Origin of the sequence: Klebsiella sp. 141203 (genome assembly GCF_032601985.1) — a bacterium.
GTDB lineage: Bacteria > Pseudomonadota > Gammaproteobacteria > Enterobacterales > Enterobacteriaceae > Klebsiella > Klebsiella aerogenes.
Genome location: NZ_JAQIRL010000002.1, coordinates 123522 through 146322, shown reverse-complemented (window position 1 = coordinate 146322; position 22801 = coordinate 123522). Strand labels below are relative to the sequence as shown.

Sequence of the window (22801 nt, the reverse complement as noted above, 5' to 3'; positions counted from 1 at the left end):
GCGCCCGCTCAATCCTGAAGGGGCGCCGGAGGGGATCAGGCAGCTTTACGCAAACGGCGGGTCAGCCGCTTCTCAATTTCAACCACCAGGAACATAGCCACACCAATCACCAGGGTCACGAACCAGTAGCGCAGCGGTAGCGCTTCGGTGCCGAACATGTTCTGCATTAGCGGTACATAGATGATGACCAACTGCATCAGCAACAGAACGCCGGTCACCAACCAGATGCCTTTGTTGCGCAGCAATCCTTTGTTCAGGGAGAAGCTGTCGCTACTGCGGCAGTTAATCATATAGACCCACTGCGCGGTCACCAACATCTGCAGCAGCACGGTGCGGATGAACTCGGCGCTGTGGCCGCGCGGCGCCAGCCAGGCTTCGAGAATAAAAGCGGCGACGGCAATCATCGAACCGACAAAGGCGACGCGCCAGACGGCAAACCCATCCATCACGTGCTGGCCGGTCTTACGCGGCGGGCGATTCATCACGTTGCGCTCGGCGGCTTCAAAGGCCAGGCCGAAGGAGAGCGTGGCCGAGGTCGCCATGTTCATCCACAAAATCAGCACCGGCGTCAGCGGAATAATATTGCCCGCCAGCAGCGCGATGATGATCAACAGCCCCTGCGCGAGGTTGGTCGGCATGATGAACAGGATGGTCTTTTTCAAGTTGTCATAGACACGACGCCCCTCCTTCACCGAGCTGGCGATGGTGGCGAAGTTGTCGTCGGTGAGCACCATATCGGCGGCCTCTTTGGTCACCTCGGTCCCTTTAATGCCCATGGCGATGCCCACGTCGGCCTGGCGCAGCGCCGGGGCGTCGTTAACGCCGTCACCGGTCATGCCGACCACTTCGCCGCTATCCTGTAGCGCCTTTACCAGGCGCAGCTTATGCTCCGGACTGGTACGGGCGAAAATATCAAACTCCACTGCAGCCTTCGCCAGCTCGGCATCATCCATATGCTCAAGCTGATAGCCGGTCATCGCCTGGCGGCTATTGGCGATCCCCAGCATCTGGCCGATGCTCATCGCCGTCTGCGGATGGTCGCCGGTGATCATCTTCACGCGGATCCCGGCGGTCTGGCAGGCGTGGATCGCGTCAATCGCCTCCGGACGCGGCGGATCCATCATTCCGGCGATGCCGAGGAACACCAGCCCTTCACGCAGATCGTCGTGGTTCAGCGTAGTGCTACCGACTGCTGCCGGTTTGCAGGCGGCGGCAACCATCCGTAACCCCTGGCGGGCAAAGCGCGCCATTTCGTCTTCCCAGTACTGACGGTCAAACGGCATTGGCCCCTGCTTGCTCATCTGCTGGCCGCACAGGGCGAAGATGACATCCGGCGCGCCGGTAATCAGCACCCGCTCCTCATCGCCAATCTGCTGATGGGTGGCCATATATTTATACTGCGAATCAAACGGAATCTTCGCCACCAGCCGGGTAACGAGGGGCGCCAACCGGGCTTTTGCCGCCAGCACCTTCAGCGCCCCTTCGGTCGGGCCGCCGGTGATACCCCACAGACCACGCTCGTCCTGAACGATCTGGCTGTCGTTGCACAGATCGATGGTGCGCAGGTAGGTTTCCAGAACGCTACCCGGCTGGACCACCACCGGCTCGTCGCTGCCTTCCTGGAAAATGCGCCCCTGCGGCTCATAGCTATCGCCTTCTACGCGGTAGCAGCAGTCAGCGGTGATGACTGCTTTCACCGTCATTTCGTTCATGGTCAGGGTGCCGGTTTTGTCCGAGCACACCACGGTCATCGCGCCAAGCGTTTCAACCGTCGGCAGCTTACGGATAATCGCCCGCTTGCGCGCCATCGCCTGTACGCCGAGCGACAGGATAATCGAGATAATCGCCGGCAGGCCTTCCGGCACCGCCGCCACCGCGAGGCTAATCAGCGACAGCAGCAGCTCGCCCAGCGGAATATCGCGCAACGCAAGGCTGAAGAAGAACAGCGCCACCATCATCGCGAGAATGATGACAAAAATCGCTTTCCCCAGCTTATCCATCTGCACCAGCAGCGGAGTACGGTGCTTTTCAATAGCCGCCATCATCTGATTGATGTGGCCTAGCTCGGTCTCTTGACCGGTAGCGGTAACCACGCCGACGCCGCTGCCGGCGCTGATAGTGGTGCCGGAGAAGACCATATTGGTGCGGTCGCCCAGCGGCAATTCCCCCTGTAGCGTCACGGTGGTTTTATCCACCACCGTCGACTCACCGGTGAGGATAGCCTCTTCTACCCGTAGATTGTGGCTTTCAATCAGGCGCAGATCCGCCGGAACGCGATCGCCGGCGCGCAGAATAACAATATCGCCCGGCACCAGGTCACGGGTGGGAATCGTTTCATGCTTGCCGTTGCGCTGTACGCGGGCATCGCTGGAAAGCATGTTGCGGATCCCCTGCAGCGATTTTTCGGCATTGCTCTCCTGAATATGACCGATCAACGCATTAATGACGGTAACGCCGAGAATAACCAGAGTATCGACCCAGTGGCCCATCACCGCGGTGAGCGCGGCAGCGGCCAGCAGGACGTAAATCAGGACATCGTTGAAGTGGGCGAGAAAACGCAGCCATGCGGGTTTGCCTTTCTTTTCCGGCAGTGCGTTAGGGCCGTATGATTTCAGGCGACCGGCGGCTTCAGCGCTGCTAAGACCGTCGGCATGGCTCTTTTTTTGCGCCAGTACCGCCTCGACTGTTTGCTGATAAGCCTGCTGCGGCGCGCTGTCGCCCGAAGGCGTGATGTTGTGGGGATTAATCATCCTGGTCAAAATAAAGTTTCCTTTTAAATTCCGTGAATCGGAAAGCCTGAAATCATTTCTGGCCAATGAATTAATGCGTTTTGCGAGCAAGATCAAATTATCCAGCCACAACATTTATTTGCTCGCAAATTAAAAAATACATGGTAAGTTGGTTCTGAAAAACAAATATTACAGGGTATTTCTAAACCATTTATAAACGAGGTGAAACATGTTTGGAATCTACCGCGGACGCCGGCTGGCGCTGTATGTCGCGTTGGCAATCATTATTGCCACAATAGTGGGATATAGTACCTATACTTTTGTAAAAATGCTGGGATAATAAATGACGTTAATTTACATCCAGGTGAAATTAACTTAATCACAAATATTACCCAATAAATTAACAGAGGGTTTTTTATTAATAATATTAGAAATAATATGAATGACGTAAATTAATCAGCAGATAAAGCATATTGCGTTAACGGACTTTTTACCGGACAATATGTTTTTTAACTGACGATTAACATCATAATGAAACACCCGCTGGAAACGCTATTATCCGCCGCCGGCATTTTGCTGTTAGCCCTGATCTCGTGCTTGCTGTTGCCGGCGCCCTCGCTCGGCCTGACGCTGGCGCAAAAGCTAGTCACATCCTTCCACCTGATGGATCTCAACCAGCTCTATACTTTGATCTTCTGCCTGTGGTTCTTAGCGCTGGGGGTAGTTGAGTATCTGGTATTGCGCTGGATATGGCGCCGCTGGTTCTCGCTGGCAGATTAAGCCGCAAGCGAGCAAAAAAAAGCCCGCCGAAGAGGCGGACTGGTATGCGACCGGCGCTCAATGCGCGCGACTGTGGTTCTCTTTGCGATACGCGCCCGGCGGCTGATTGAAAGTACGGGTAAAGATGCGGGTAAAGGTTTGCTGAGAATCAAAGCCGTATTTCAGGCAGATATCATAAACCCGCTGGTCGGTATCTCGCAGGTCGCGCGCCGCCAGCAGCAGTTTACGCTCGCGAATGTAGCGCCCGAGACTTTCCCCTTTGTACTGTAAAAACAGCCGTTGCAGATGCCATTTTGAGTATCCGGCATGGCGCGCAATATCATCAATTCGCAGCGGTTGATGCAGATTGTCATCAATCCATTCCACGATAGTGTCAATCACCTGAGCGGATATATTCATATCTCTTCTCTCCTTCTGAACCACTCTGGCGGTTAGCGCCACCAGGCGTTAAATGATTGTGTCTTATCAGCGACCCACACCGGTTCGCCCAGCATTGGCGTGACTAAACGCCACTCACGTCCTTCGCTGGCTGCCGCCAGCCGCTGGTACGGATCGTCCCAGCTGTGTTTTGCCAGCACAAAGCGTCCGGCATGCCCCGGTAATACCGACCGGGCGCGTAAATCATCGGCGGCCTGCGCCGTTTCTTCCGGCATCATGTGGATGTATTTCCAGTCCTGGTCATATTGACCGTTTTCCATGATTGCCAGGTCGATGGGACCAAACTGCTCGCCAATGGCCTTAAAATGCGGGCCATAGCCGCTATCGCCGCTGTAATAAATCTTTTGCTGCGGGGTGACGAACAGGAAGCTGGCCCACAAGGTTTGGTTGCGTTTCAACCCGCGGCCGGAAAAATGGCGAGCCGGCAGCGCGTGTACGGTGAGTTCATCGCTGATTTTTACCGCCTGGTTCCAGTCCATTTCATCAATGATCGCCGCATCCATTCCCCAGTAGCGCAGATGCGAGCCGACGCCGAGCGGCGTCACCACGCGTTTAACTTTCGGCATCAGCGCTTTGATGGTGGCGTAGTCGAGATGGTCGTAGTGATCGTGGGAGATAATCAGCAGATCGATCTCCGGCATCCGCTGCGCGTTCCACGGGTAATCACCGGGGAAAGCCTTATTGATGAAAGAGAACGGCGCGGCGTAATCGCTAAATACCGGGTCGATCAGGATACGTTTACCCGCCAGCTGCAGATACCACGATGAGTGACCGAGCCAGACCATCACGTCTTCACCAGAAGGTAGACCGGCAAGATCGGTATTCACCAGCGGCAACGGCTGCTGCGGGCGCGCGTTCTCTCGCTTCGTGACCAGAAAATCCCACCACGCGGCCAGCATGTTTTTCTGCCCGGTGAATCCCGGCGTCGGCAGTTGGTTATGGAACTGGCCGTCACGGTAGTTCGGCGACTGTTCGACAAGACTGAGCTGCGCACCCTGCGGCGCTTTGCCAAAACCGGCATTGAGAACAAACGGCAATGTCGTTGCTGCTGCTAATAACATAATGGCGACCACGCTAAAGGTGACACGGTTCATATCCTGACCAGACAAAAGCCCCATCCAGGGGACTTTATGATATAACTTGATTATGAGTGAGTAAGCACTCATTATTAGGAAGGAGTAGAAAATCGTCAAGACTATTTTCAATTTTTGACATCTGGCGTTGCAGTTGTGCGGTCCGCCGTGATTAGATCGAGGTTTAACTTTCAGCGAGGTAAAATGTAGTGGCTCGTCCTAAGAGTGAAGATAAAAAACAAGCGTTACTGGAAGCCGCCACGGCCGCTTTCGCCCAGTCCGGCATTGCCGCTTCAACATCGGCGATAGCCCGCAGCGCGGGGGTTGCTGAAGGAACGCTGTTTCGCTATTTCGCCACTAAAGATGAGTTGCTCAACGAGTTATACCTCGCCATTAAGATGCGCTTAGTACAGACGATGATCGACGGGCTCAATCCTGACGAAAAGCGCCCGAAAGAGAACGCGCGCAACATCTGGAACAGCTATATCGACTGGGGGATGCGTAACCCTATGGAATACCGCGCCATTCGCCGCATGGCATTGAGCGAACGCATCACCGATGAAACCCGCAGCCAGGTTAAAGAGAGTTTTCCCGAGCTGAACGAGATGTGTCAGCTGTCGGTGAAAGCGGTTTTCCTTAGCGACGCCTATCGCGCCTTCGGCGATGCCCTGTTCCTGTCGCTGGCCGAAACCACCATCGAGTTCGCCAGCCACGACCCGCAGCGTGCTCGAGAAATCATCGCCCTCGGTTTTGAGGCTATGTGGAATGCGCTGCATGAGAATGAGCATTAATGGATAACGAAGCGCTACACCATCACGCGCAGCGTATCGCGCTAACCTACCCTTTCACCGAACACTGCTGGCCGTTTGGCCCGGAGTATGACGTGTTTAAAGTCGGCGGGCGGATTTTCATGTTGACCATGACCCTTCGCGGGCGTGTCATAGTCAACCTGAAGGCCGATCCGCAAAAATCGCTGCTCAATCAGCAAATTTACCGCAGCATCGAACCGGGCTATCACATGAACAAAAAGCACTGGATCACCGTGGTCCCGGGCGAGGATATCAGCGAGGATTTACTTGCCGAGCTTATTGACGACTCGTGGAATCTGGTGGTGGATAAGCTGGCGAAAAAAGACCAGCGTCGGCTGCGTCCCGGCTGATTTTCAAATAAATGCGATAAGTGTTATCGCATTTTTCACTCTTATCATTTCCCGCGCATCGCTGTACTCTTCCTCCCACGAAATGTGCCCGTAAGGGGCTGAAAATTGTGAGGAAGAGTCATGGATATTATCTCAGTTGCCTTAAAACGTTACTCCACTAAGGCTTTCGATCCGGCGAAAAAACTGACGGCTGAACAGGCGGAAAACCTGAAAACGCTGCTGCAATATAGCCCGTCGAGCACCAACTCCCAGCCATGGCACTTTATCGTCGCCAGCAGCGATGAAGGTAAAGCTCGCGTCGCGAAAGCAGCCAGCGGCACCTACGTGTTCAACGAACGTAAAATCCTCGACGCTTCCCACGTTGTCGTGTTCTGTGCGAAAACCGCGATGGACGATGCGTGGCTGGAAAAAGTCGTTGATCAGGAAGATGCCGATGGCCGTTTTGCCACTCCGGAAGCCAAAGCCGGTAACCACAAAGGCCGCACCTTCTTTGCCGATATGCACCGCAAAGAGCTGAAAGATGACGATCAGTGGATGGCGAAGCAGGTTTATCTTAACGTGGGCAACTTCCTGCTCGGCGTGGCGGCAATGGGTCTGGATGCGGTGCCGATCGAAGGCGTCGATTTCGCCATCCTCGACGAAGAGTTTGGCCTGAAAGCGCAAGGTTATACCAGCGTAGTCGTGGTGCCGGTCGGTCATCACAGCGTGGAGGACTTCAACGCCGCACTGCCGAAATCCCGCCTGCCGCAGTCTACCACCATCACAGAGATCTAATCTCCGCGCGCTGCCCTCCCCGGATGGCGGCGCTTTGCGCCTTATCCGGGCTACGGTCCAGTACTCAGTTGGTAGCCCCGGTAAGCGTAGCGCCACCGGGGAAGGTTACTTTTTCTCCCCCTCTCCGGCGTGCCAGATCCGCTCGGCATAGCGGCCAATCATCGCCAGCGATGCCGCCAGGATCAGGAAGAACACCACCTTGTGCAGGCTATACCAGAAGAATTCGAAGAAGCGGGTGTAGAGGTTGATGGCGAGGAACGTCAGGCCAAATCCACGCAGCATGCCATCGTCGGTTTTCAGGCTGATATAAATACACAGCACCGCCGCCAGCGCAAACAGCAGCCCCCACGGCAGCAGTTGCGCCTGGCTCACCCCATACCAGCTCTCGGAATCGTAGTTGCCGAAAATCGACAGGATCCACAGCGCGACAAACAGCCAGGTCAGCCCCATCGCCTTAGTGACGGTAAACAACTGCCGCTGGCGTAATACATTTTGCATCAAGTAGCACAGCGCCAGCAGCACGCCGCCGAACAACACGAAACGAATCGGGAAGCTCATCCCCAGCCAGTAGGCGCCCCAACCTAATACATAGCCGGTTTCCGCGCCAAACCAGTTCCCCAACGCCAGCAGAAAGAACAGCCACACCAGCCCGGAACGGGCGAAATACCCTATCAGGCCGTAAATCGCGCAGCCGAGCAGTATCAGCGGCGCCACGTGGCCGCTGCCGTCGTCCAGCCGATCGCCTAGCTGCCACAAGGCAATGGCGGTGCAAATCACGCCGAGGAACAAAATCGCCTCGGTGCTATAGTGCCACTGCGCTTCGCGACGCTGACGGCGGAACCCCCAATAATAAAATGCGATGGCCAGCAGCGTCGGCAGGATAATGCGCGCGACAGCGGAGTCGCTGAACAGATTGATAATCGCCGTAATCAATTCGGCGTCGGCGAACAGACTCCCCAGCGCAATCAGCACGCAGGCCATCGCGGTCCAGAAGGCATAGCGGCTCAGGCGCTGCCAGTCGAAAGCGCGAACAGATAGCGACGCTGACAGCCGTTGGCCGTCGCTGCTGTTCAGAATCCCCTCCTGCTGCCATTGCTCGATAGCACGTTGAATAATCCGCTGCTGCTTGCGGGTGACGTTCATAAGCGTTCCTTGTCCATTGCGGGCTTAGCCCTGTTGATCCAGCCAGGCCAGCGCCTGTTCTCCGGTTTCATCCAGCGGTAAATAGACCAGCAGACGCGAACCGTTGCGCGGCGCGGAATACCAGTACATTTGCTGCAGACTAAAGCGCCCGAGCTGCGGATGGTTAAAATTTTTCACCTGGTTTTCGACGCCGCGTACCTCGTAGCGCTGGTGCCATAGCGCTTCAAACTCCGCCGAGGCGGCGAAAAAACGCGCCAGCTTATCTTCCCACTCTGGCGAGCCGCGATGCTCAGCCATCGCCGCGCGAAAATAGGAAACAAAAGTGGGCAACACATCGCGATTTTCAATGCGGCTACGCCAGGTTTCGCAGGTGAGATAGAGATAAATGCAATTGCGGTCTTCTTCGGCAATCGTCGCGAAATCAACGCCCATCAGGCGGCAAAAGCTGTCGTTCCAGGCGACGATATCAAAGTTTGGTTTCTGAATGCTGGCGGGCTGCGGCATCAGGCTATCAAGCATGCGTCGGGTTCCGGGACTGATCCCCTCGCAGACCGTGGCCTGCGTGTTCTCCGGCGGCGTTAAGCCTGCCAGAACGAACAGATGACGGGTTTCCAGCGGGCTGCACTGAAGCGCGCTGGCCACGCCGCTTAATACCGCCGCCGATGGATTCACTTCCCGCCCCTGCTCAAGCCAGGTATACCAGGTCACGCCGACGTCCGCCAACATCGCCACCTCTTCCCGGCGCAGGCCCGGCGTCCTTCGCCGCCCGACGCGCGGCAGGCCGAGGCGCTGCGGGTCAAGACTTTCGCGGCGGGCGCGCAGAAATGCCCCCAGCTGTTTACGGCTATCATCGGGCGCGAGGTTCGGGGCCTCACGTTGCAGTATTAGCGACATCGTTCCTCCAGCATGGTAGTACCAATACCAGTATAGACAGGAACTGGTACCCGTTTAATTAATCGGTGATGCTACGGCCATACGCTGAATGACGCAATGGAGAGATCCGATGAATTCGTCTGCTGTTTCACCCGGCCGCGCCGGTTTACTGCTGTTACTGACCGGCCAGATGCTGCCGTTAATCGATACCTCGATAACCAACGTGGCACTGGACTCGATCACCCACTCCCTCGATGCCAGCGCCACCCAACTGGAGCTTATCGTCGCGCTGTACGGCGTGGCCTTTGCCGTCTGCCTGGCGATGGGCAGCAAACTGGGCGATAACTATGGACGCCGCCGCCTGTTCCTGTGGGGCGTGGCGGTATTCGGCATCGCCTCGCTGCTATGCGGGATGGCTAACTCAATCACTACCCTGCTGGCCGCGAGAACGCTGCAAGGCGCGGGCGCCGCGCTGATCGTGCCGCAAATACTCGCCACCCTGCACGTCACCTTGAAAGGTACCGCCCACGCCCGGGCGATCAGCCTCTACGGCGGTATCGGCGGCATCGCGTTTATCGTCGGCCAGATGGGCGGCGGTTGGCTGGTCTCCGCCGATATCGCCGGGCTCGGCTGGCGTAACGCCTTCTTTATCAACATCCCTATCTGCCTGCTGGTGTTAGCTTTTAGCCGCCGCTATGTGCCGGAAACCCGCCGCGAAAGCCATTCCAGCATCGATTGGCAGGGAACTTTCAGCCTGGCGTTAATCCTCTGCTGCCTGCTGTTCCCGATGGCGCTGGGGCCGGAACTGCACTGGCCATGGGAGCTACAGCTGCTTTTGCTGGCCGTACTCCCCCTGCTCGGCTGGATGCGCCTGAGCGCGCTGCGTAAGCAGCAGCGCGGCGAGCAACCGCTGCTGCCGCCGCGGCTGTTGAAGCTCACCAGCATCCGTTTTGGTATGGCTATCGCGCTGCTGTTCTTCAGCGCCTGGTCCGGCTTTATGTTTTGTATGGCGCTGACCATGCAGGCCGGGCTTGGGATGGCGCCGTGGCAGTCCGGCAACAGTTTTATCGCTCTCGGGGTGGCCTATTTTATCTCCGCGCTGTACGCGCCGAAGCTTATCGCTCGCTATAGTATGGGGCGGATTTTGCTGATTGGCCTGGCAGTGCAGATTAGCGGCCTGCTGATGCTGAGCGCCACCTTTTATCAACTTGGCCTGCGGACCACGACGCTGGCGCTGGTGCCCTCCACCGCGCTGGTCGGCTATGGCCAGGCGTTAATCGTCAACAGTTTCTATCGTATCGGGATGCGGGACATTCGCGCCTGCGACGCCGGGGCCGGTAGCGCCATTCTCAGTACCCTGCAACAGGCGACGCTGGGGCTGGGGCCGGCCATTCTCGGCTCGCTGTTCTTAACCCTGGCCCAGCGCGGCGGTGGTGACTATGCGCAGGCGCTGATCGTCTTCCTGCTGGTCGAGGTGGCGATGATGCTGCTGCTGGGCGCTATAGCCCTCTGGCTGCGCCATCACCTGAATCTGCAGGCGGCGGCGACGGCGTCCTGATTCACAACTGTGTAACCTCTGATTTGCATAATAGTCATCCAGCGGTCATCATAACCGCTGGATGTACAGGAGACGTTATGCAGGAATTAATATCGCAAATCGCCGCATTAGGCATCAAAATCACCCCAACCACCTCGCTCATCATTACTTTTGGCATTATTTTTCTGACGGCGATTGTCGTTCATCTCATTCTACATAAAGTGGTACTACGCACCTTCGAAAAGCGGGCGCAGGCCAGTAGCCATTTATGGCTGCAGATCATCACGCAAAATAAACTTTTCCACCGCCTGGCGTTCACCCTACAGGGGATTATCGTCAACGTTCAGGCCGTGCTCTGGCTGCAGAAAGGCAGCGAAGCGGCGGAAATTTTATCCACCTGCGCGCAACTGTGGGTCATGGTTTACGCCATGCTCTCCTTCTTCTCGCTGCTGGACGTGATTTTCAATCTGGCGCAAAAATTCCCGACTGCCTCGCAGCTGCCGCTTAAAGGCATCTTCCAGGGTATTAAACTGGTTACGGCGATTATTATCGGCATTCTGATCATATCTCTGCTGATTGGCCAGTCGCCGGCGATTCTCATTAGCGGTCTTGGCGCGATGGCCGCCGTACTGATGTTAGTATTTAAAGACCCGATTCTTGGCCTGGTGGCCGGCATCCAGCTTTCCGCCAACGACATGCTCAAACTCGGCGACTGGCTGGAAATGCCGAAATATGGCGCCGATGGCGCGGTTATTGATATCGGCCTGACCACGGTAAAAGTGCGCAACTGGGATAACACTATCACCACAATCCCCACCTGGTCGCTGGTCTCGGATTCGTTTAAAAACTGGAGCGGGATGTCGGCCTCCGGCGGTCGTCGCATTAAGCGCAGCCTGAACATCGATACCACCAGCATCCATTTTCTTGACGAGCAGGAGCAGCAGCGGCTGATTCAGGCCAAATTGCTGAAGCCGTATATGGACTCGCGCCATCAGGAAATTAACGAGTGGAACCAACAGCACGCTAATGAACCCTCGGTGCTTAACCTGCGCAAAATGACCAATATCGGCACCTTCCGCGCCTATCTGCAGGAGTATCTGCGTAACCATCCGCGGCTACGTAAGGATATGACCATGATGGTGCGCCAGCTGGCGCCGGACGCTAACGGCCTGCCGATTGAGATCTACTGCTTTACCAATACCGTGGTGTGGGCGGAGTATGAAGGCATTCAGGCGGATATCTTCGACCATATCTTTGCCGTGGTTGACGAGTTCGGCCTGCGTATTCACCAGACGCCAACCGGCAACGACATTCGTTCGCTGTCGGGCGCGCTGTCGTCCTGATTCCCGGCTGGCGCGCATTGCGCGCCAGCGTACTCTCACTCCACTATCATTTCTCAGGGCTAGCCGTCGACACAGTTTAAGCAGATGATCTTTTCACCAATATGGATTATCGCCAAAGGACGCTCTGCATAATGAAATTAACCACAACGTTTGTCGCGCTTGGCTGCGCTTTAGCACTCCTTTCCGGTTGCACCTCATCGAAGACCTCGCCAGAACGCCATGCTTATAGCTTCGTGTCTCACCGTTCAGATTTCGTCGGCGGTAATTTCACCGTTAACCGTCAGCAAAATTATCAGATGAACTTGCCTAACTTCCGCGATATCTACGCCCGCGGGCAAGAAGATCGGAAAAAAGGGGTGAGTGAAAGCGATGCGCAGCGAGTTGCCGACGCCATTAAGCAACAGGCGCTGGAAGGGGTGAAGTCGCAACACTCCTTCAACGGTAATGCGAGCGATCGGTGGAGCGAAACGATGGAAGCGAAGGATGCTCGTCTGTTTGGCAATGAGCTGGCTGGCGCCTATCTGGATGGCTTCCACGGGATAAAATAAGTTATGTCGCCCCGCCATTCCGCGGGGCGATAAGCCTTACGCCGGGCGGCGCAGCAGTTTGAAAGCGGCAAACAGGAAGATAATCCACACCGGCAGCAATATCGCCGACAGACGCATCCCGTCAATGGTGCACATCAGCACCAGAATCAAACCGAGAAAAGCGATGCAAAAGTAGTTGCTGGCTGGCGCCAGTAACGCTTTGAACTTCGACTCGCGACCTTTACGACGCTGCGCGGCGCGAAACTTCAGATGCGCCATGCAGATCATTATCCAGTTCAGCAGCAGCGTCGCCACTACCAGCGCCATCAGCAACCCCAGCGCTTCATGCGGCAGCAGATAGTTCAGTACCACCACCAGCGAGGTAATGACGCCCGACAGCAGCAACGAATTCACCGGCACGCCGCGTTTGCTGACGCGGGCGAGAAACTTCGGCGCGTTGCCTTGTACCGACAACCCGAACAGCATGCGGCTGTTAGAATAGACGCCGCTGTTATAGACCGACAGCGATGCCACCAGAATGACGAAATTCAGCGCGGAAGCCACCACGTTGCTGTCAAGATTATGGAAAATCATCACAAACGGACTACTATCGGATTTGATCTCCACCCACGGATAAAGCGCCAGCAGCACCACCAGCGAGCCGATGTAAAACAGCAGGATACGGTAAACCACCTGGTTGACCGCTTTCGGAATGCTCTTTTCCGGATCCTGCGCTTCCGCGGCGGTAATGCCGATTAGCTCCAGGCCGCCAAAAGAGAACATAATGACCGCCAACGACAGCACCAGGCCATGCCAGCCGGTGGCGAGGAAGCCGCCATGCTTCCACAGGTTATCAAAACCAGCTTTACTGCCGCCGTGACCGCCAAACAGCATCCACAGGCCAAAGGCGATCATGCCGATAATCGCCAGCACTTTAATCAGCGCGAACCAGAATTCCGCTTCGCCATACAGACGTACGTTGACCAGGTTGACGGCGTTAATAATGATGAAGAAGGCCGCCGCCCAAACCCAGGTGGGAACATCAGGGAGCCAGTACTGCATATAAATCCCGGCGGCGGTTAGTTCCGCCATCCCTACCAGCACGAACATCACCCAGTAGTTCCAGCCAGAGAGAAAGCCGGCGAACGGGCCCCAGTATTTATAGGCAAAGTGGGCAAAAGAGCCAGATACCGGCTCTTCCACCACCATCTCGCCAAGCTGGCGCATAATCAGAAAAGCCACAATACCGGCCACGGCGTAACCCAGTAATACCGCCGGGCCAGCCATTTGAATCGCGGGACCAATGCCAAGAAACAGGCCGGTGCCAATCGCGCCGCCAAGGGCGATAAGTTGAATATGTCGGTTCTGTAAACCGCGATGAAGCGTCGGGCCGCTCTCTTCCACGGCATCCGACGACGTTGACGCGTCTTTCACGTCGTTCCCCTGTGTATTTTTGTGAAGGGGCACCTTTTATCACTTAGGGGGAATTGTCGCAAGTTGCACGGGGCAAGCATCAGCCGCCCGCCCCGCTTTTTTAGCGTTAGAAGTCGTAGCTCATTGAGACGCGAACGGTACGCGGATCGCCTTCGAACAGATAGGTTCCGGTATCGTCAATGCCGGACCAGTACTTCTCGTTGGTCACGTTGGTCACCCCGATGCGCCAGGTCATTTCGTTCTGGTCGGAGTTCAGGCGCATACGATAGCGCAGGCCTAAATCCAGGGTGGTGTAGCTATCCAGCTTCTTGGTGTTGGCCGCATCGGCATACTGCGAGCCGCTATGATTGACACGCGCTGTCGCGGTCAGGCCTTCCACCGGCTTAATATCATACTCGGCACCGAGCACCGCGTAGAAATTAGCCACCCCGATGGCATCTTTACCATCGGTTGCGCCTTTAGCGGTTTTAGTCTGTTTGGCATCCAGCCACACCGTACTGGCGTTAAGACGCAGCCCCAGCATCGGCTCGCCGAAGACGTTCATCTCTACGCCGCGGTTACGCTGCTCGCCGTCGAGGCCGTAATTGCCAGAGGTATCGGAAATGGCGTTCGGTTTTTTGATTTCAAACAGCGCCAGCGATCCGCCGATCGTTCCGTAGTCGATCTTGACGCCCACTTCGTCCTGCTTCGAGTGCGCGATCCCGGTACTCTGCCCGGCATTGGCCGCCGTAGTCGGCGCCACAGAGCCCGGCTGCAGCGCTTCGGTATGGTTAGCATACAGCGACAGCTGCTCCCACGGCTTGTACACCAAGCCAAACGTCGGCATCCAGCGGCTTTGGGTATAACGCGAAGAGGTATCTTCCAGTCCGGTGGCGTTGCTGTAGTTGCGCACGACCACTTTCTGATGACGAGCAGCCGCGGTAAACAGCACCTTATCGTTAAAGAAGCCGAGAGTGTCGCTCAGCAGCCAGCCCTGCGTACGGCTGCGCGAGGTGACCAGCGGATCGTGGTAGTTGCCGCCAAAATAGGCGTTATCCGGCATTGCCACATCGTGGTTGTCATAGATATTGGTGGTCGGATTCTTCGCCGACATCCGCCAGGCGGTCGCATCGGTATGCACCTGCGCCGCATAGCCGAGATTCACCTTATGCGAAATCGCGCCGGTATTGAAATCGCCGCGTACCCCGCCCATGCCGCTGATCGCGTCGATGATGCGGTTAGTATCAAGGCGGCCAACCGTTGCATCGCCGTTTTTATTGAGCAGCTTCGGCGCGCTGTAGGTGCCGATTTCATGCGAATGCTGACCGCCGAGGGCGCTGTATACCGTCCAGCTATCGCTCAGGTCATATTCCGCCTTCGCCATGCCGAACTCGCTTTCAATATCGCTATAGCCCCACTTCTGGCTGTAGTTTTTGCTGTTGTCCGGCAGCGCCGGGATGAAATCTACGCCGCTGATATTGACGCCCATCGTACCGCCGTGGAACGTTTTCTTCTGATAGCCGAAATCGAGCGAGGAGCGGAAACGATCGCCACGGTAATCAAGCCCCAGCGAAGCCAGCGTGGTACGGCGTTTATCGTTATCGATAGCGCCTTCGCCCTCGCGATGCACCAGGTTGACCCGGGCGCCGAACTGGTTGTTATCGCCGAAACGGCGTCCCAGGTCGAGGGTACCGCCAACCTGCGAATCAGAGGTATAGTCGACGCCAACACGTGCGGTCGGCAGATCTTCCGCCCGTTTCGGCTCGAGGTTAATCATCCCGCCGACGCCGCTGCTGGCCGCGCCGTTAAGCAGGCTGTTAGCCCCTTTGAAAATTTCAACGCGCTCCAGCATCTGAGTGTCCATCACCTGACGCGGCACCACGCCCGCCAGACCGCCCATGGTCATGTCATCGCCATCGAGCTTAAACCCGCGGATTCGATAGGTCTCGGCGAAGTTTCCGTAGCCCTGTACGGCCTGCACGCCTGCGTCGTTGCTGACGACATCGGCGATAGTTTTCGCCTGCTGGTCCTGAATCAGCTTCGAGGTATAGCCGATGACGTTAAACGGGACGTCCATCGCTTTTTGTTCGCCAAGCATCCCCAGACGGCCGCCGTGGGCGATCTGGCCGTCGAGGAATGCCGGTACCACCAGGTCGCCGCCGGATTTAAAATCGCCGTTTTCGTTAGCCTCGACGATGATGGTCTCTTCGCCAGGCTGCTCCGCGGCGGCAGCGTCAGCGGCCATCGCCGTTTGACTGGCGGCGCCGATGGCTAAGGCCAACAGCGTTTTACGCAGCGGGAAGGATGAATAGTGCGTGGTGTGCATAATTTGCCCCATGGATGAGGATAAATGGATCAAAGGACCCGTCGCCGGGCCAGTTATTTTTATTGCGCGTTCAGGTCGATACGTACGACGCTGTCCGGGCCTTTAGTGGAGTGGTCTTTATTGAAGGGCTGTTTGACGGTGACAAACAGCGTCTGACCATCGGCGGAAAGCAGCAGGCTGTTGGGATTGGCCGGCAGCGCCCAGCTTTTCTTCAGCGTGTAGCGGCTGGCGTCAAGGCTGATAACCTTGCCGGATTCACGCTGTGAAATATAAATTTCGTGGCGTTTCCCATTGAACTGCACCGCCAGCGAATCACCGACCTCGAGCTGTTTAAGCAGTCTGCCACTGTGGATATCCAACACCAGGGTGGTTTTCGCTTTCGAGTTATCGGTCACGAACAGACGACCGGTGTCGCTATCTTCGGCCATATTAAGCAGCAGCGCCGGCTTGTCGCCCAGCGGCTTCCAGCGCTGTTCAATGCGTTGGTTACGCGGGTTGATCACCAGAATTTCACCGCTGCCGTTGGCGGCGTATACGCGCCCGGTTTGTGCAGAATAGTGCAGGCCGGTCATCCATTTACCGGTGTTTTTAATCCGCGTTTTCAGCTTCATGGTAGTGGCGTCAACCACCCAGATTTGCGCCGGGTCGGCGACTGCGCCAACGTAGAGGGTATTATTTAGCAGCAGCAGCTGACGCGCCCCATAGGGGAGCCCTTTTTCATTGCGCTCGCTGAACAGCAGGCGGTTTTTTACCTTGCCGGTGGCGGTGTCGATAGCGCTGATGCCGCCGTCAAGCGAATTGCTGACGTATAGCGTTTTACCATCCGCAGAGAGTTGCAAAGCGAAGTTTTTCAGATCGGTATGCGTCAGGCCGATGGTATTAAGGGTTTGCTGATCCAGCTTGTAAACCGCCCCGCCCTGCACATCTTTAAAGCCTTCGGCGCTGGCGACGTACAGCGCATCGCCCTGCGGGCTTAGCGCCATCTCGTACAACCCTTCCGCTAGCTGGCGCTGCAGCGGTTGCGCCACGTTAGCCGCAGGAGAGTTAACAACCGGTTGCGCAACGGCAGCGGAATGGTGAGTCGCGCAGCCGCCTAACGTCGCGCTGATGGCCAGCGCCAACGCCGGAAGAGTGTATTTCATTGGAACAACCCTATAAAAAATCAATGACCCGGTGGTCGCGCAGTGGCCGATATTGTGTGTTTCCGGCCTGCTGTCTTTGCGTCACCCTACGCCTTTGCTGTTCCTTGTGAACGACTCACTGGCGCAGATCGATCCCTGCTTAGCCCGCGAACAAAAAAGAGAATGAGAACTATACGCATTATCAGGCGTCAGACAACCCCCGGCGGGCAAAAAAGATAATCTGCTGATTTTTTAACGTGGAATGGCGGATTGATAGGGGAAGAAAGAAACTTCGGGATCGATACATACCCGGATAGCGGCGCACTACGCCTTATCCGGGCGACAGGAGGCTATGCCGCACGCTTCTTGCGAAGGGCGGCTTAACACGCTTAATGCAATTTCAGGCGCGGGCGAATAATCCGGTTTATCCCCCCGGATAACATCATCAGGCCGGTTTTAAAATAACCGTGCAGCGTCACCTGATGCATCCGATACAACGAATCGTAAACCATCCGCGCAATACGGCCTTCGACCATCATCGGGCCAATCGGTAGATGTCCCATAATGCTGCCAAAGGTCGTGTAGCCGGAGAGAGAAACCAGCGAACCGCGATCGCGATAGGAGAACGATTTCAACTTATGCCCCTTCATGCGGGCGATAATGTTGTCGGCGGTCAAGAGCGCCATTTGATGCGCCGCCTGGCCGCGCGGCGGGATAAATCCACCTTCCGGACGCGGACATGCCGCGCAGTCGCCGAAAGCAAAAATATCAGCGTCGCGCGTCGTCTGCAGCGTCGGGGTCACCACCAGTTGATTGATACGGTTGGTCTCCAGCCCGGCGATATCCTTCATGAAGTCCGGCGCTTTTATCCCCGCCGCCCAGACAATTAAACTCGCCTCGATAAACTGGCCATTTTTGGTCTGCAGGCCACCTTTTTCAACGCCGGTGATCATGGTATTGGTCATCACATTCACGCCAAGTTTACTCAGCTTTTCGTGCGCGGCGCGGGAAATCCGTTTTGGCAGTGCAGGTAAAATACCGTCGCCGGCTTCTATCAGACTGACATTTAACGCCTCGTTGGTCAGATCTTTATAACCGTAGCTGCGCAGTTCTTTCACCGCATTATGTAATTCAGCAGATAATTCAACGCCGGTAGCGCCACCGCCAACAATGGCAATATTGACCTTACCGGTCGTCTGCGGGTCGGCGGAATAGCGCAGAAATTGGTTCAGCATTTGCTGATGAAATACTTTTGCCTGCTCAGCGCTGTCGAGGAAAATACAGTGTTCTTTTACCCCTGGCGTATTAAAATCGTTCGACGTACTACCCAGCGCCATCACCAGCGTATCCCAGCGCAACTTGCGTTCCGGCACCAGTACTTCGCCCTGCTCATCCCGCAGCGCGGCGATAGTAATCGTTTTATTCTGCCGATCGATATCCATTACCGAACCGTGCTGGAAGGAAAAGTGGTGTTTGCTGGCATGGGCAAGAAAGCTTAACGCGTCCACGCCTTCATCCAGCGAACCGGTGGCGACTTCATGCAACAGTGGTTTCCACAGATGACTCTGGCTGCGATCGACAAGGGTAATATTCGCTTTCCGCCGACGCCCTAATTTACGTCCCAGCTGGGTCGCTAGCTCCAACCCGCCGGCGCCGCCGCCGACAATAACGATCTCTTTTAATAGCGTAGTCAAAGTGACCTCTCAAATAATTAATTAAATGTTAATTAAAAACTCTCAGATAATTTTTAGTTAACAATAATTCAAACAATAAAATGCCAGTCATCCATTAGATGATTACGGAGTGCATATTGGTAATCGCAAATTTAATTGGCGGCAATTTTTAATCGGGATATTATTGTACAAGTTTTCGGGCGTTTTCCTTGAACGCATATTCGAGGTAAACAAAAAGGCCACTAAATTATTATTTAGCGGCCTGGCGGTGGGTTAGATAATAATAACCAGCAAGTCTTATCTTTCATTAATTAATAGTGATTAGCGGCATGCCGATATTCCTGTGTTTTAATAACGCATCATCACTGATTTAAGTTCGGTATAATCATCAATAAACGCGCTACCAAACTCACGGCCAATACCCGACCCTTTCATGCCGCCGAACGGCACTGCCGGGTCGAGGAAGGTATGCATGTTGACCCATACGATCCCGGCGTCAATGGCCTGCGAGTAGCGCAGCGCCTGGCGGATATTATCCGACCAGACGCTGGCCGCCAGTCCAAATGGGGAAGCATTAATTCGGGCCAGCGCTTCTTCTTCGCTGCGATAGCCAATAAAGCTGCATACCGGGCCGAAGGTCTCCTCGCGCATCAGGGTGCTCTCTTCGCTGCGCACCTTAACCGCCGTCGGCTGCAGGAAATAGCCCTCGCCGGGCAGCGCTTCGCCGCCGCAAACGATGGTATCACCCTCTTCGCGCGCGGTCTGAATGAGACGCAAGACTTTGTCATACTGCTGGCGGTTAGCCAGCGGCCCCATCAGCGTTTGTTCATCCAGCGGCGACCCCGGGGCGAAAGCGCTGAGCTTGTCTTTCAGCAGCGCCAGCACCGCATCCAGTTTTCCCTGCGGCAGATAAAAGCGCTCAGCGGCGGCGCAAATCTGCCCCTGGTTGAGGTAACCGGCTTCGATAATGCCGTTCACCATGGCCTCTGGCGGCAGGTCATCGAGGAACAGCGCGGCGTTTTTACCGCCCAGCTCCAGCGTAACCCGTTTACCTGACGCACTGGCCGACTGCTGGACTTTTCCCCCGGTCGCCACCGAGCCGGTGAAGCTCACTTTGGCGCAGGCCGAATGCGTGATAAGGCGTTGGGCGATTTCGCCGCCGGCGCCGTTGACCACGTTAATCACGCCATCCGGAATACCGGCTACCTTCGCCAGTTCCGCCACCCGCAGCAGCGTCAGCGGCGTATACTCGCTCGGCTTGAGGACGATAGTGCAGCCGCAGACCAGCGCCGCCGCCATCTTCCAGATGGCAATCATAATCGAGAAGTTCCACGGCACGATGCCGACCACCACGCCCAACGGCTGGCGGCGGGTAAAGGCGGTATATCTTTCCCCGGCCATCGACGGCAGTGACACATCCAGGGTTTCTCCGGTGATTTTCCCCGCCCAGCCGGCGAAGTAGCGCAAAAACGCTACCGACTGATCCAGCTCGAGCATCCGCGCCAGGGTGATGGGCTTACCGGAGCAGAGGCTTTCCAGCTGCGCCAGCTCTTCGCGATGCTCTGCCAGCGTGTCCGCCAGCTTTAGCAGCAGCGCGCCGCGGGCCAGCGTCGGCATCTCGCGCCACTGATTAAACGCCAGGCGGGCGCTCTCCATGGCGCGGTCCGCCTGGCCGACATCCGCCGCCGTGACTTCGGCGATTGACTCTCCGGTCGCCGGGTTTATCACAGCGAACGGCGCGCCGTGGCCCGCCTCACGATGGCCGGCAATAAACTGCCCGTGCGGCTGGCGTAAAAAGGCGGTCACTTCCGCCAGTATGGTTATCTCGCTCATCGTCAGCACCCGTTTTTTAGCAAAGTTAGCCCATCACAGCACGGTTGCGCCGCGCCGCCCATCGTTCTAAAGAACGTCATTCTTCCGGACGATATTCAACGCCCGCGCGGCGTGCTGTGATGAGGACATTGAGCCAGGCAAGACGACAGGGTAACGCGATGAATATTAAAATCGATGCGCTGAACTACTACGGCGCGACGAAGAAATACCAGCTCCATTTTCCGGCGCTGCGGGAAGATATCGAAGCCGATGTGGTGATTATCGGCGGCGGCTTTTCCGGTATTAACACCGCGCTGGAGCTGGCGGAACAGGGGATCACCAACGTGGTGGTGCTGGAAGCGCGCCATCTTGGCTATGGCGGCACCGGGCGCAACGGCGGCCAGGTGATGGCCGGGATCGGCCACGATATCGAAGCGGTGAAAAAACACGTCGGCAAAGAGGGGCTGGAGACGCTATTTAAAATCGCCAACCTCGGCGCGGGCATCATTCGCGAACGCATCCGCAAATACAACATCGACGCCGATTTCGTCCCCGGCTACGGCTACCTGGCCTATAACCAGCGGCAGCTCAAAACGCTACGCCAGTGGGAGAAGGAGTTTAAAGCCGCCACCCCGGATGAAGATATCGAACTGTATACCGGCAAAGAGGTACAGCAGGTGGTCGGCTCCGAGGTCTACTGCGGCGCGCTGAAACATATGGGCGGCGGACAGATCCATTCGCTCAATATGCTGCTTGGTTCGGCGCAGGCCGCGCATTCTCTGGGGGTGAAGATTTTCGAATCCTCGCCGGTAGTGGAAGTGAATTACGGCAAACAGGTTCGGGTGCGCACCGCGATGGGCAGCGTTAAAGCCGCCAAACTGCTGTGGGCCTGCGACAGCTTCCTCAACAATATGGAGCCGGAGATCTACAACAAAACGCTGGTCACTTACTCTTATCAGGTATCGACCGAGCCGCTCTCCGATGAACTGATCGAGCGCATCAGCCCGCTGCGCGGCGCCTTCAGCGATATTCGCCCGGTGATTAACTACTACCGCGTCACCCGCGAAAACCGCCTGCTGTTCGGCAGCGCTACCCGCTTCGTGGAATATACGCCGAACGATTTCGCCGCCTGGAATCGTACGCTGCTGGCGGAGGTCTTCCCGTACCTGAAAGATGTGAAGATCGACTTCGCCTGGGGCGGGCCGATGGCCTGCAGCGCCAACCTGTTCCCGCAGATCGGCACCTTACGCGACCATAACAACGTCTTTTACGTCCAGGGGTACTCCGGCTTCGGCGTCACCCCCTCGCACATCGTGTGCAAAATCCTCGCCGAAGGGATCAATGGCGGTTCCGACCGCTATCGCCTGCTAAGCAGCATTCCCCACGCGACCATCCACGGCCGTGACAGCCTGCGTCTGTTATTAGTCACCGCCGGAAAACTGATGCATCAAACCGCCGGTTTCTGGAAAGGCCGGAGTTAATCAGGAGAACGCAATGTACGCTTTTAAACTCGAACAACCGGTACCTGAACTGCAGCCGATCGGCAGCGTAAGTCTGCTCGGCGCGACGCCGACCGCCGGCGACCCGCAGGTAGCGGGCGCGATGATATATGGCGAGCCGCAGGACGCCTTTACCTGCGGACTGTTTTCGTCCACCGAAGGGAGCTTCACCATGACCTATCCATTTACCGAACACGCCACCGTGCTGGAGGGCGAAGTAGAACTGACCGTCGCCGGCGGCGAGCCGCAGCGCTTCGCGCCGGGCGACAGCTGGTTTGTCAAACAAGGCACCGAAGTGGAGTGGAAAATTCTCACCCCGCGTTTCGTCAAACACTATCTGGCGAACGTTGAGACGCGCTAACACGCTGATAATGCCCGGCGACGCATTGCGCCTTCTCCGGGCTACCAAATCGCACAGCGCTGTAGCCCCGGTAAGCGGCAGCGCCACCGGGGTTTTGAGGCCAAATTAAAGGCAGGCCGCACGGACCGTAGGCCGGGTAAGGCGCTAGCCGCCACCCGGCAGAAATACGCGCAACGTGGCAAGACAGATGGCCCCGGTTTCCGGGGCCATCTTGTTTATC

General features: G+C 56.5%; 19 protein-coding genes. 9 read left to right on the top strand and 10 right to left on the bottom strand.

What is annotated here, in order from left to right:
* Positions 1-35: 35 nt before the first annotated feature.
* Positions 36-2759 (bottom strand): cation-transporting P-type ATPase, encoded by a 2724-nt coding sequence (locus tag PGR29_RS08360; RefSeq protein WP_316424392.1) that lies wholly within the window; start codon positions 2757-2759, stop codon positions 36-38.
* A gap of 501 nt (positions 2760-3260) precedes the next feature.
* Here PGR29_RS08360 and PGR29_RS08355 point away from each other — a divergent pair.
* Entirely contained in the window at positions 3261-3509 is a 249-nt protein-coding gene (locus PGR29_RS08355) for a DUF1158 domain-containing protein (RefSeq protein WP_015367805.1), read from the top strand.
* 57 nt (positions 3510-3566) lie between these two features.
* Here the strand turns inward: PGR29_RS08355 and PGR29_RS08350 are convergent, their stop codons facing one another.
* Complete coding sequence (locus PGR29_RS08350) at positions 3567-3908, bottom strand: RamA family antibiotic efflux transcriptional regulator (protein WP_015367806.1); 342 nt, start codon at positions 3906-3908, stop codon at positions 3567-3569.
* A gap of 32 nt (positions 3909-3940) precedes the next feature.
* Positions 3941-5056: an MBL fold metallo-hydrolase gene (locus tag PGR29_RS08345; protein WP_162750178.1), complete on the bottom strand. Its 1116-nt coding sequence runs from the start codon at positions 5054-5056 to the stop codon at positions 3941-3943.
* Between the two features lie 173 nt (positions 5057-5229).
* Between PGR29_RS08345 and PGR29_RS08340 the strand changes: the two genes are divergently transcribed.
* From PGR29_RS08340 to nfsB, 3 genes are all read left to right on the top strand, one after another.
* Positions 5230-5811, top strand: coding sequence for a TetR/AcrR family transcriptional regulator (locus PGR29_RS08340; RefSeq protein WP_087860289.1), 582 nt, complete (start codon positions 5230-5232; stop codon positions 5809-5811).
* Positions 5811-6179, top strand: a complete 369-nt coding sequence (locus tag PGR29_RS08335) for an MmcQ/YjbR family DNA-binding protein (protein ID WP_087860290.1) — start codon at positions 5811-5813, stop codon at positions 6177-6179. The genes PGR29_RS08340 and PGR29_RS08335 overlap by 1 nt, the downstream gene beginning before the upstream one ends.
* A gap of 120 nt (positions 6180-6299) precedes the next feature.
* Positions 6300-6953 carry an oxygen-insensitive NAD(P)H nitroreductase gene (gene nfsB / locus PGR29_RS08330; protein WP_015367810.1) on the top strand — a complete coding sequence of 218 codons (654 nt, stop codon included), beginning with the start codon at positions 6300-6302 and terminating at the stop codon, positions 6951-6953.
* 105 nt (positions 6954-7058) lie between these two features.
* On the opposite strand, the gene PGR29_RS08325 is transcribed toward nfsB, so the two are convergent.
* Complete coding sequence (locus PGR29_RS08325) at positions 7059-8096, bottom strand: DUF2157 domain-containing protein (RefSeq protein ID WP_316424391.1); 1038 nt, start codon at positions 8094-8096, stop codon at positions 7059-7061.
* Positions 8097-8120: 24 nt separating this feature from the next.
* Positions 8121-8990, bottom strand: coding sequence for a helix-turn-helix transcriptional regulator (locus PGR29_RS08320; RefSeq protein ID WP_162750177.1), 870 nt, complete (start codon positions 8988-8990; stop codon positions 8121-8123).
* 109 nt (positions 8991-9099) lie between these two features.
* Between PGR29_RS08320 and PGR29_RS08315 the strand changes: the two genes are divergently transcribed.
* The 3 genes from PGR29_RS08315 to PGR29_RS08305 all read left to right on the top strand — a co-directional run bounded on the left by PGR29_RS08315 (position 9100) and on the right by PGR29_RS08305 (position 12397).
* Positions 9100-10527, top strand: a complete 1428-nt coding sequence (locus tag PGR29_RS08315; RefSeq protein WP_316424390.1) for an MFS transporter — start codon at positions 9100-9102, stop codon at positions 10525-10527.
* A 77-nt stretch (positions 10528-10604) separates the two neighbouring features.
* On the top strand, positions 10605-11849 hold the full coding sequence (locus PGR29_RS08310) for a mechanosensitive ion channel family protein (protein WP_015367814.1): 1245 nt from the start codon (positions 10605-10607) through the stop codon (positions 11847-11849).
* Positions 11850-11980: 131 nt separating this feature from the next.
* Complete coding sequence (locus tag PGR29_RS08305) at positions 11981-12397, top strand: Exc2 family lipoprotein (protein ID WP_045381305.1); 417 nt, start codon at positions 11981-11983, stop codon at positions 12395-12397.
* Between the two features lie 36 nt (positions 12398-12433).
* Here PGR29_RS08305 and pheP read toward each other — a convergent pair whose 3' ends face one another.
* The 5 genes from pheP to PGR29_RS08280 all read right to left on the bottom strand — a co-directional run bounded on the left by pheP (position 12434) and on the right by PGR29_RS08280 (position 20742).
* Positions 12434-13810: a phenylalanine transporter gene (pheP, locus tag PGR29_RS08300; protein ID WP_047054926.1), complete on the bottom strand. Its 1377-nt coding sequence runs from the start codon at positions 13808-13810 to the stop codon at positions 12434-12436.
* Between the two features lie 106 nt (positions 13811-13916).
* Positions 13917-16115 (bottom strand): TonB-dependent receptor, encoded by a 2199-nt coding sequence (locus tag PGR29_RS08295; RefSeq protein WP_271032042.1) that lies wholly within the window; start codon positions 16113-16115, stop codon positions 13917-13919.
* Positions 16116-16174: 59 nt separating this feature from the next.
* On the bottom strand, positions 16175-17257 hold the full coding sequence (locus PGR29_RS08290; RefSeq protein ID WP_316424389.1) for a YncE family protein: 1083 nt from the start codon (positions 17255-17257) through the stop codon (positions 16175-16177).
* Between the two features lie 368 nt (positions 17258-17625).
* Positions 17626-18930: an NAD(P)/FAD-dependent oxidoreductase gene (locus PGR29_RS08285; protein ID WP_316424388.1), complete on the bottom strand. Its 1305-nt coding sequence runs from the start codon at positions 18928-18930 to the stop codon at positions 17626-17628.
* Between the two features lie 327 nt (positions 18931-19257).
* Positions 19258-20742 (bottom strand): aldehyde dehydrogenase family protein, encoded by a 1485-nt coding sequence (locus tag PGR29_RS08280; RefSeq protein WP_316424387.1) that lies wholly within the window; start codon positions 20740-20742, stop codon positions 19258-19260.
* A 158-nt stretch (positions 20743-20900) separates the two neighbouring features.
* Here PGR29_RS08280 and PGR29_RS08275 point away from each other — a divergent pair, with 158 nt between their 5' ends.
* Positions 20901-22202 (top strand): NAD(P)/FAD-dependent oxidoreductase, encoded by a 1302-nt coding sequence (locus PGR29_RS08275; RefSeq protein WP_087860297.1) that lies wholly within the window; start codon positions 20901-20903, stop codon positions 22200-22202.
* Positions 22203-22215: 13 nt separating this feature from the next.
* Positions 22216-22581 (top strand): cupin domain-containing protein, encoded by a 366-nt coding sequence (locus PGR29_RS08270; protein WP_113373801.1) that lies wholly within the window; start codon positions 22216-22218, stop codon positions 22579-22581.
* Positions 22582-22801 lie beyond the last annotated feature (220 nt).

Bases quoted from the DNA above. Each gene is read 5' to 3' on its own strand.
- PGR29_RS08355 (WP_015367805.1), top strand. From the start codon at position 3,261: ATGAAACACCCGCTGGAAACGCTATTATCCGCCGCCGGCATTTTGCTG.
- PGR29_RS08350 (WP_015367806.1), bottom strand. From the start codon at position 3,908: ATGAATATATCCGCTCAGGTGATTGACACTATCGTGGAATGGATTGAT.
- PGR29_RS08335 (WP_087860290.1), top strand. From the start codon at position 5,811: ATGGATAACGAAGCGCTACACCATCACGCGCAGCGTATCGCGCTAACC.
- nfsB (WP_015367810.1), top strand. From the start codon at position 6,300: ATGGATATTATCTCAGTTGCCTTAAAACGTTACTCCACTAAGGCTTTC.
- PGR29_RS08325 (WP_316424391.1), bottom strand. From the start codon at position 8,096: ATGAACGTCACCCGCAAGCAGCAGCGGATTATTCAACGTGCTATCGAG.
- PGR29_RS08320 (WP_162750177.1), bottom strand. From the start codon at position 8,990: ATGTCGCTAATACTGCAACGTGAGGCCCCGAACCTCGCGCCCGATGAT.
- PGR29_RS08315 (WP_316424390.1), top strand. From the start codon at position 9,100: ATGAATTCGTCTGCTGTTTCACCCGGCCGCGCCGGTTTACTGCTGTTA.
- PGR29_RS08310 (WP_015367814.1), top strand. From the start codon at position 10,605: ATGCAGGAATTAATATCGCAAATCGCCGCATTAGGCATCAAAATCACC.
- PGR29_RS08305 (WP_045381305.1), top strand. From the start codon at position 11,981: ATGAAATTAACCACAACGTTTGTCGCGCTTGGCTGCGCTTTAGCACTC.
- PGR29_RS08295 (WP_271032042.1), bottom strand. From the start codon at position 16,115: ATGCACACCACGCACTATTCATCCTTCCCGCTGCGTAAAACGCTGTTG.
- PGR29_RS08290 (WP_316424389.1), bottom strand. From the start codon at position 17,257: ATGAAATACACTCTTCCGGCGTTGGCGCTGGCCATCAGCGCGACGTTA.
- PGR29_RS08280 (WP_316424387.1), bottom strand. From the start codon at position 20,742: ATGAGCGAGATAACCATACTGGCGGAAGTGACCGCCTTTTTACGCCAG.
- PGR29_RS08275 (WP_087860297.1), top strand. From the start codon at position 20,901: ATGAATATTAAAATCGATGCGCTGAACTACTACGGCGCGACGAAGAAA.
- PGR29_RS08270 (WP_113373801.1), top strand. From the start codon at position 22,216: ATGTACGCTTTTAAACTCGAACAACCGGTACCTGAACTGCAGCCGATC.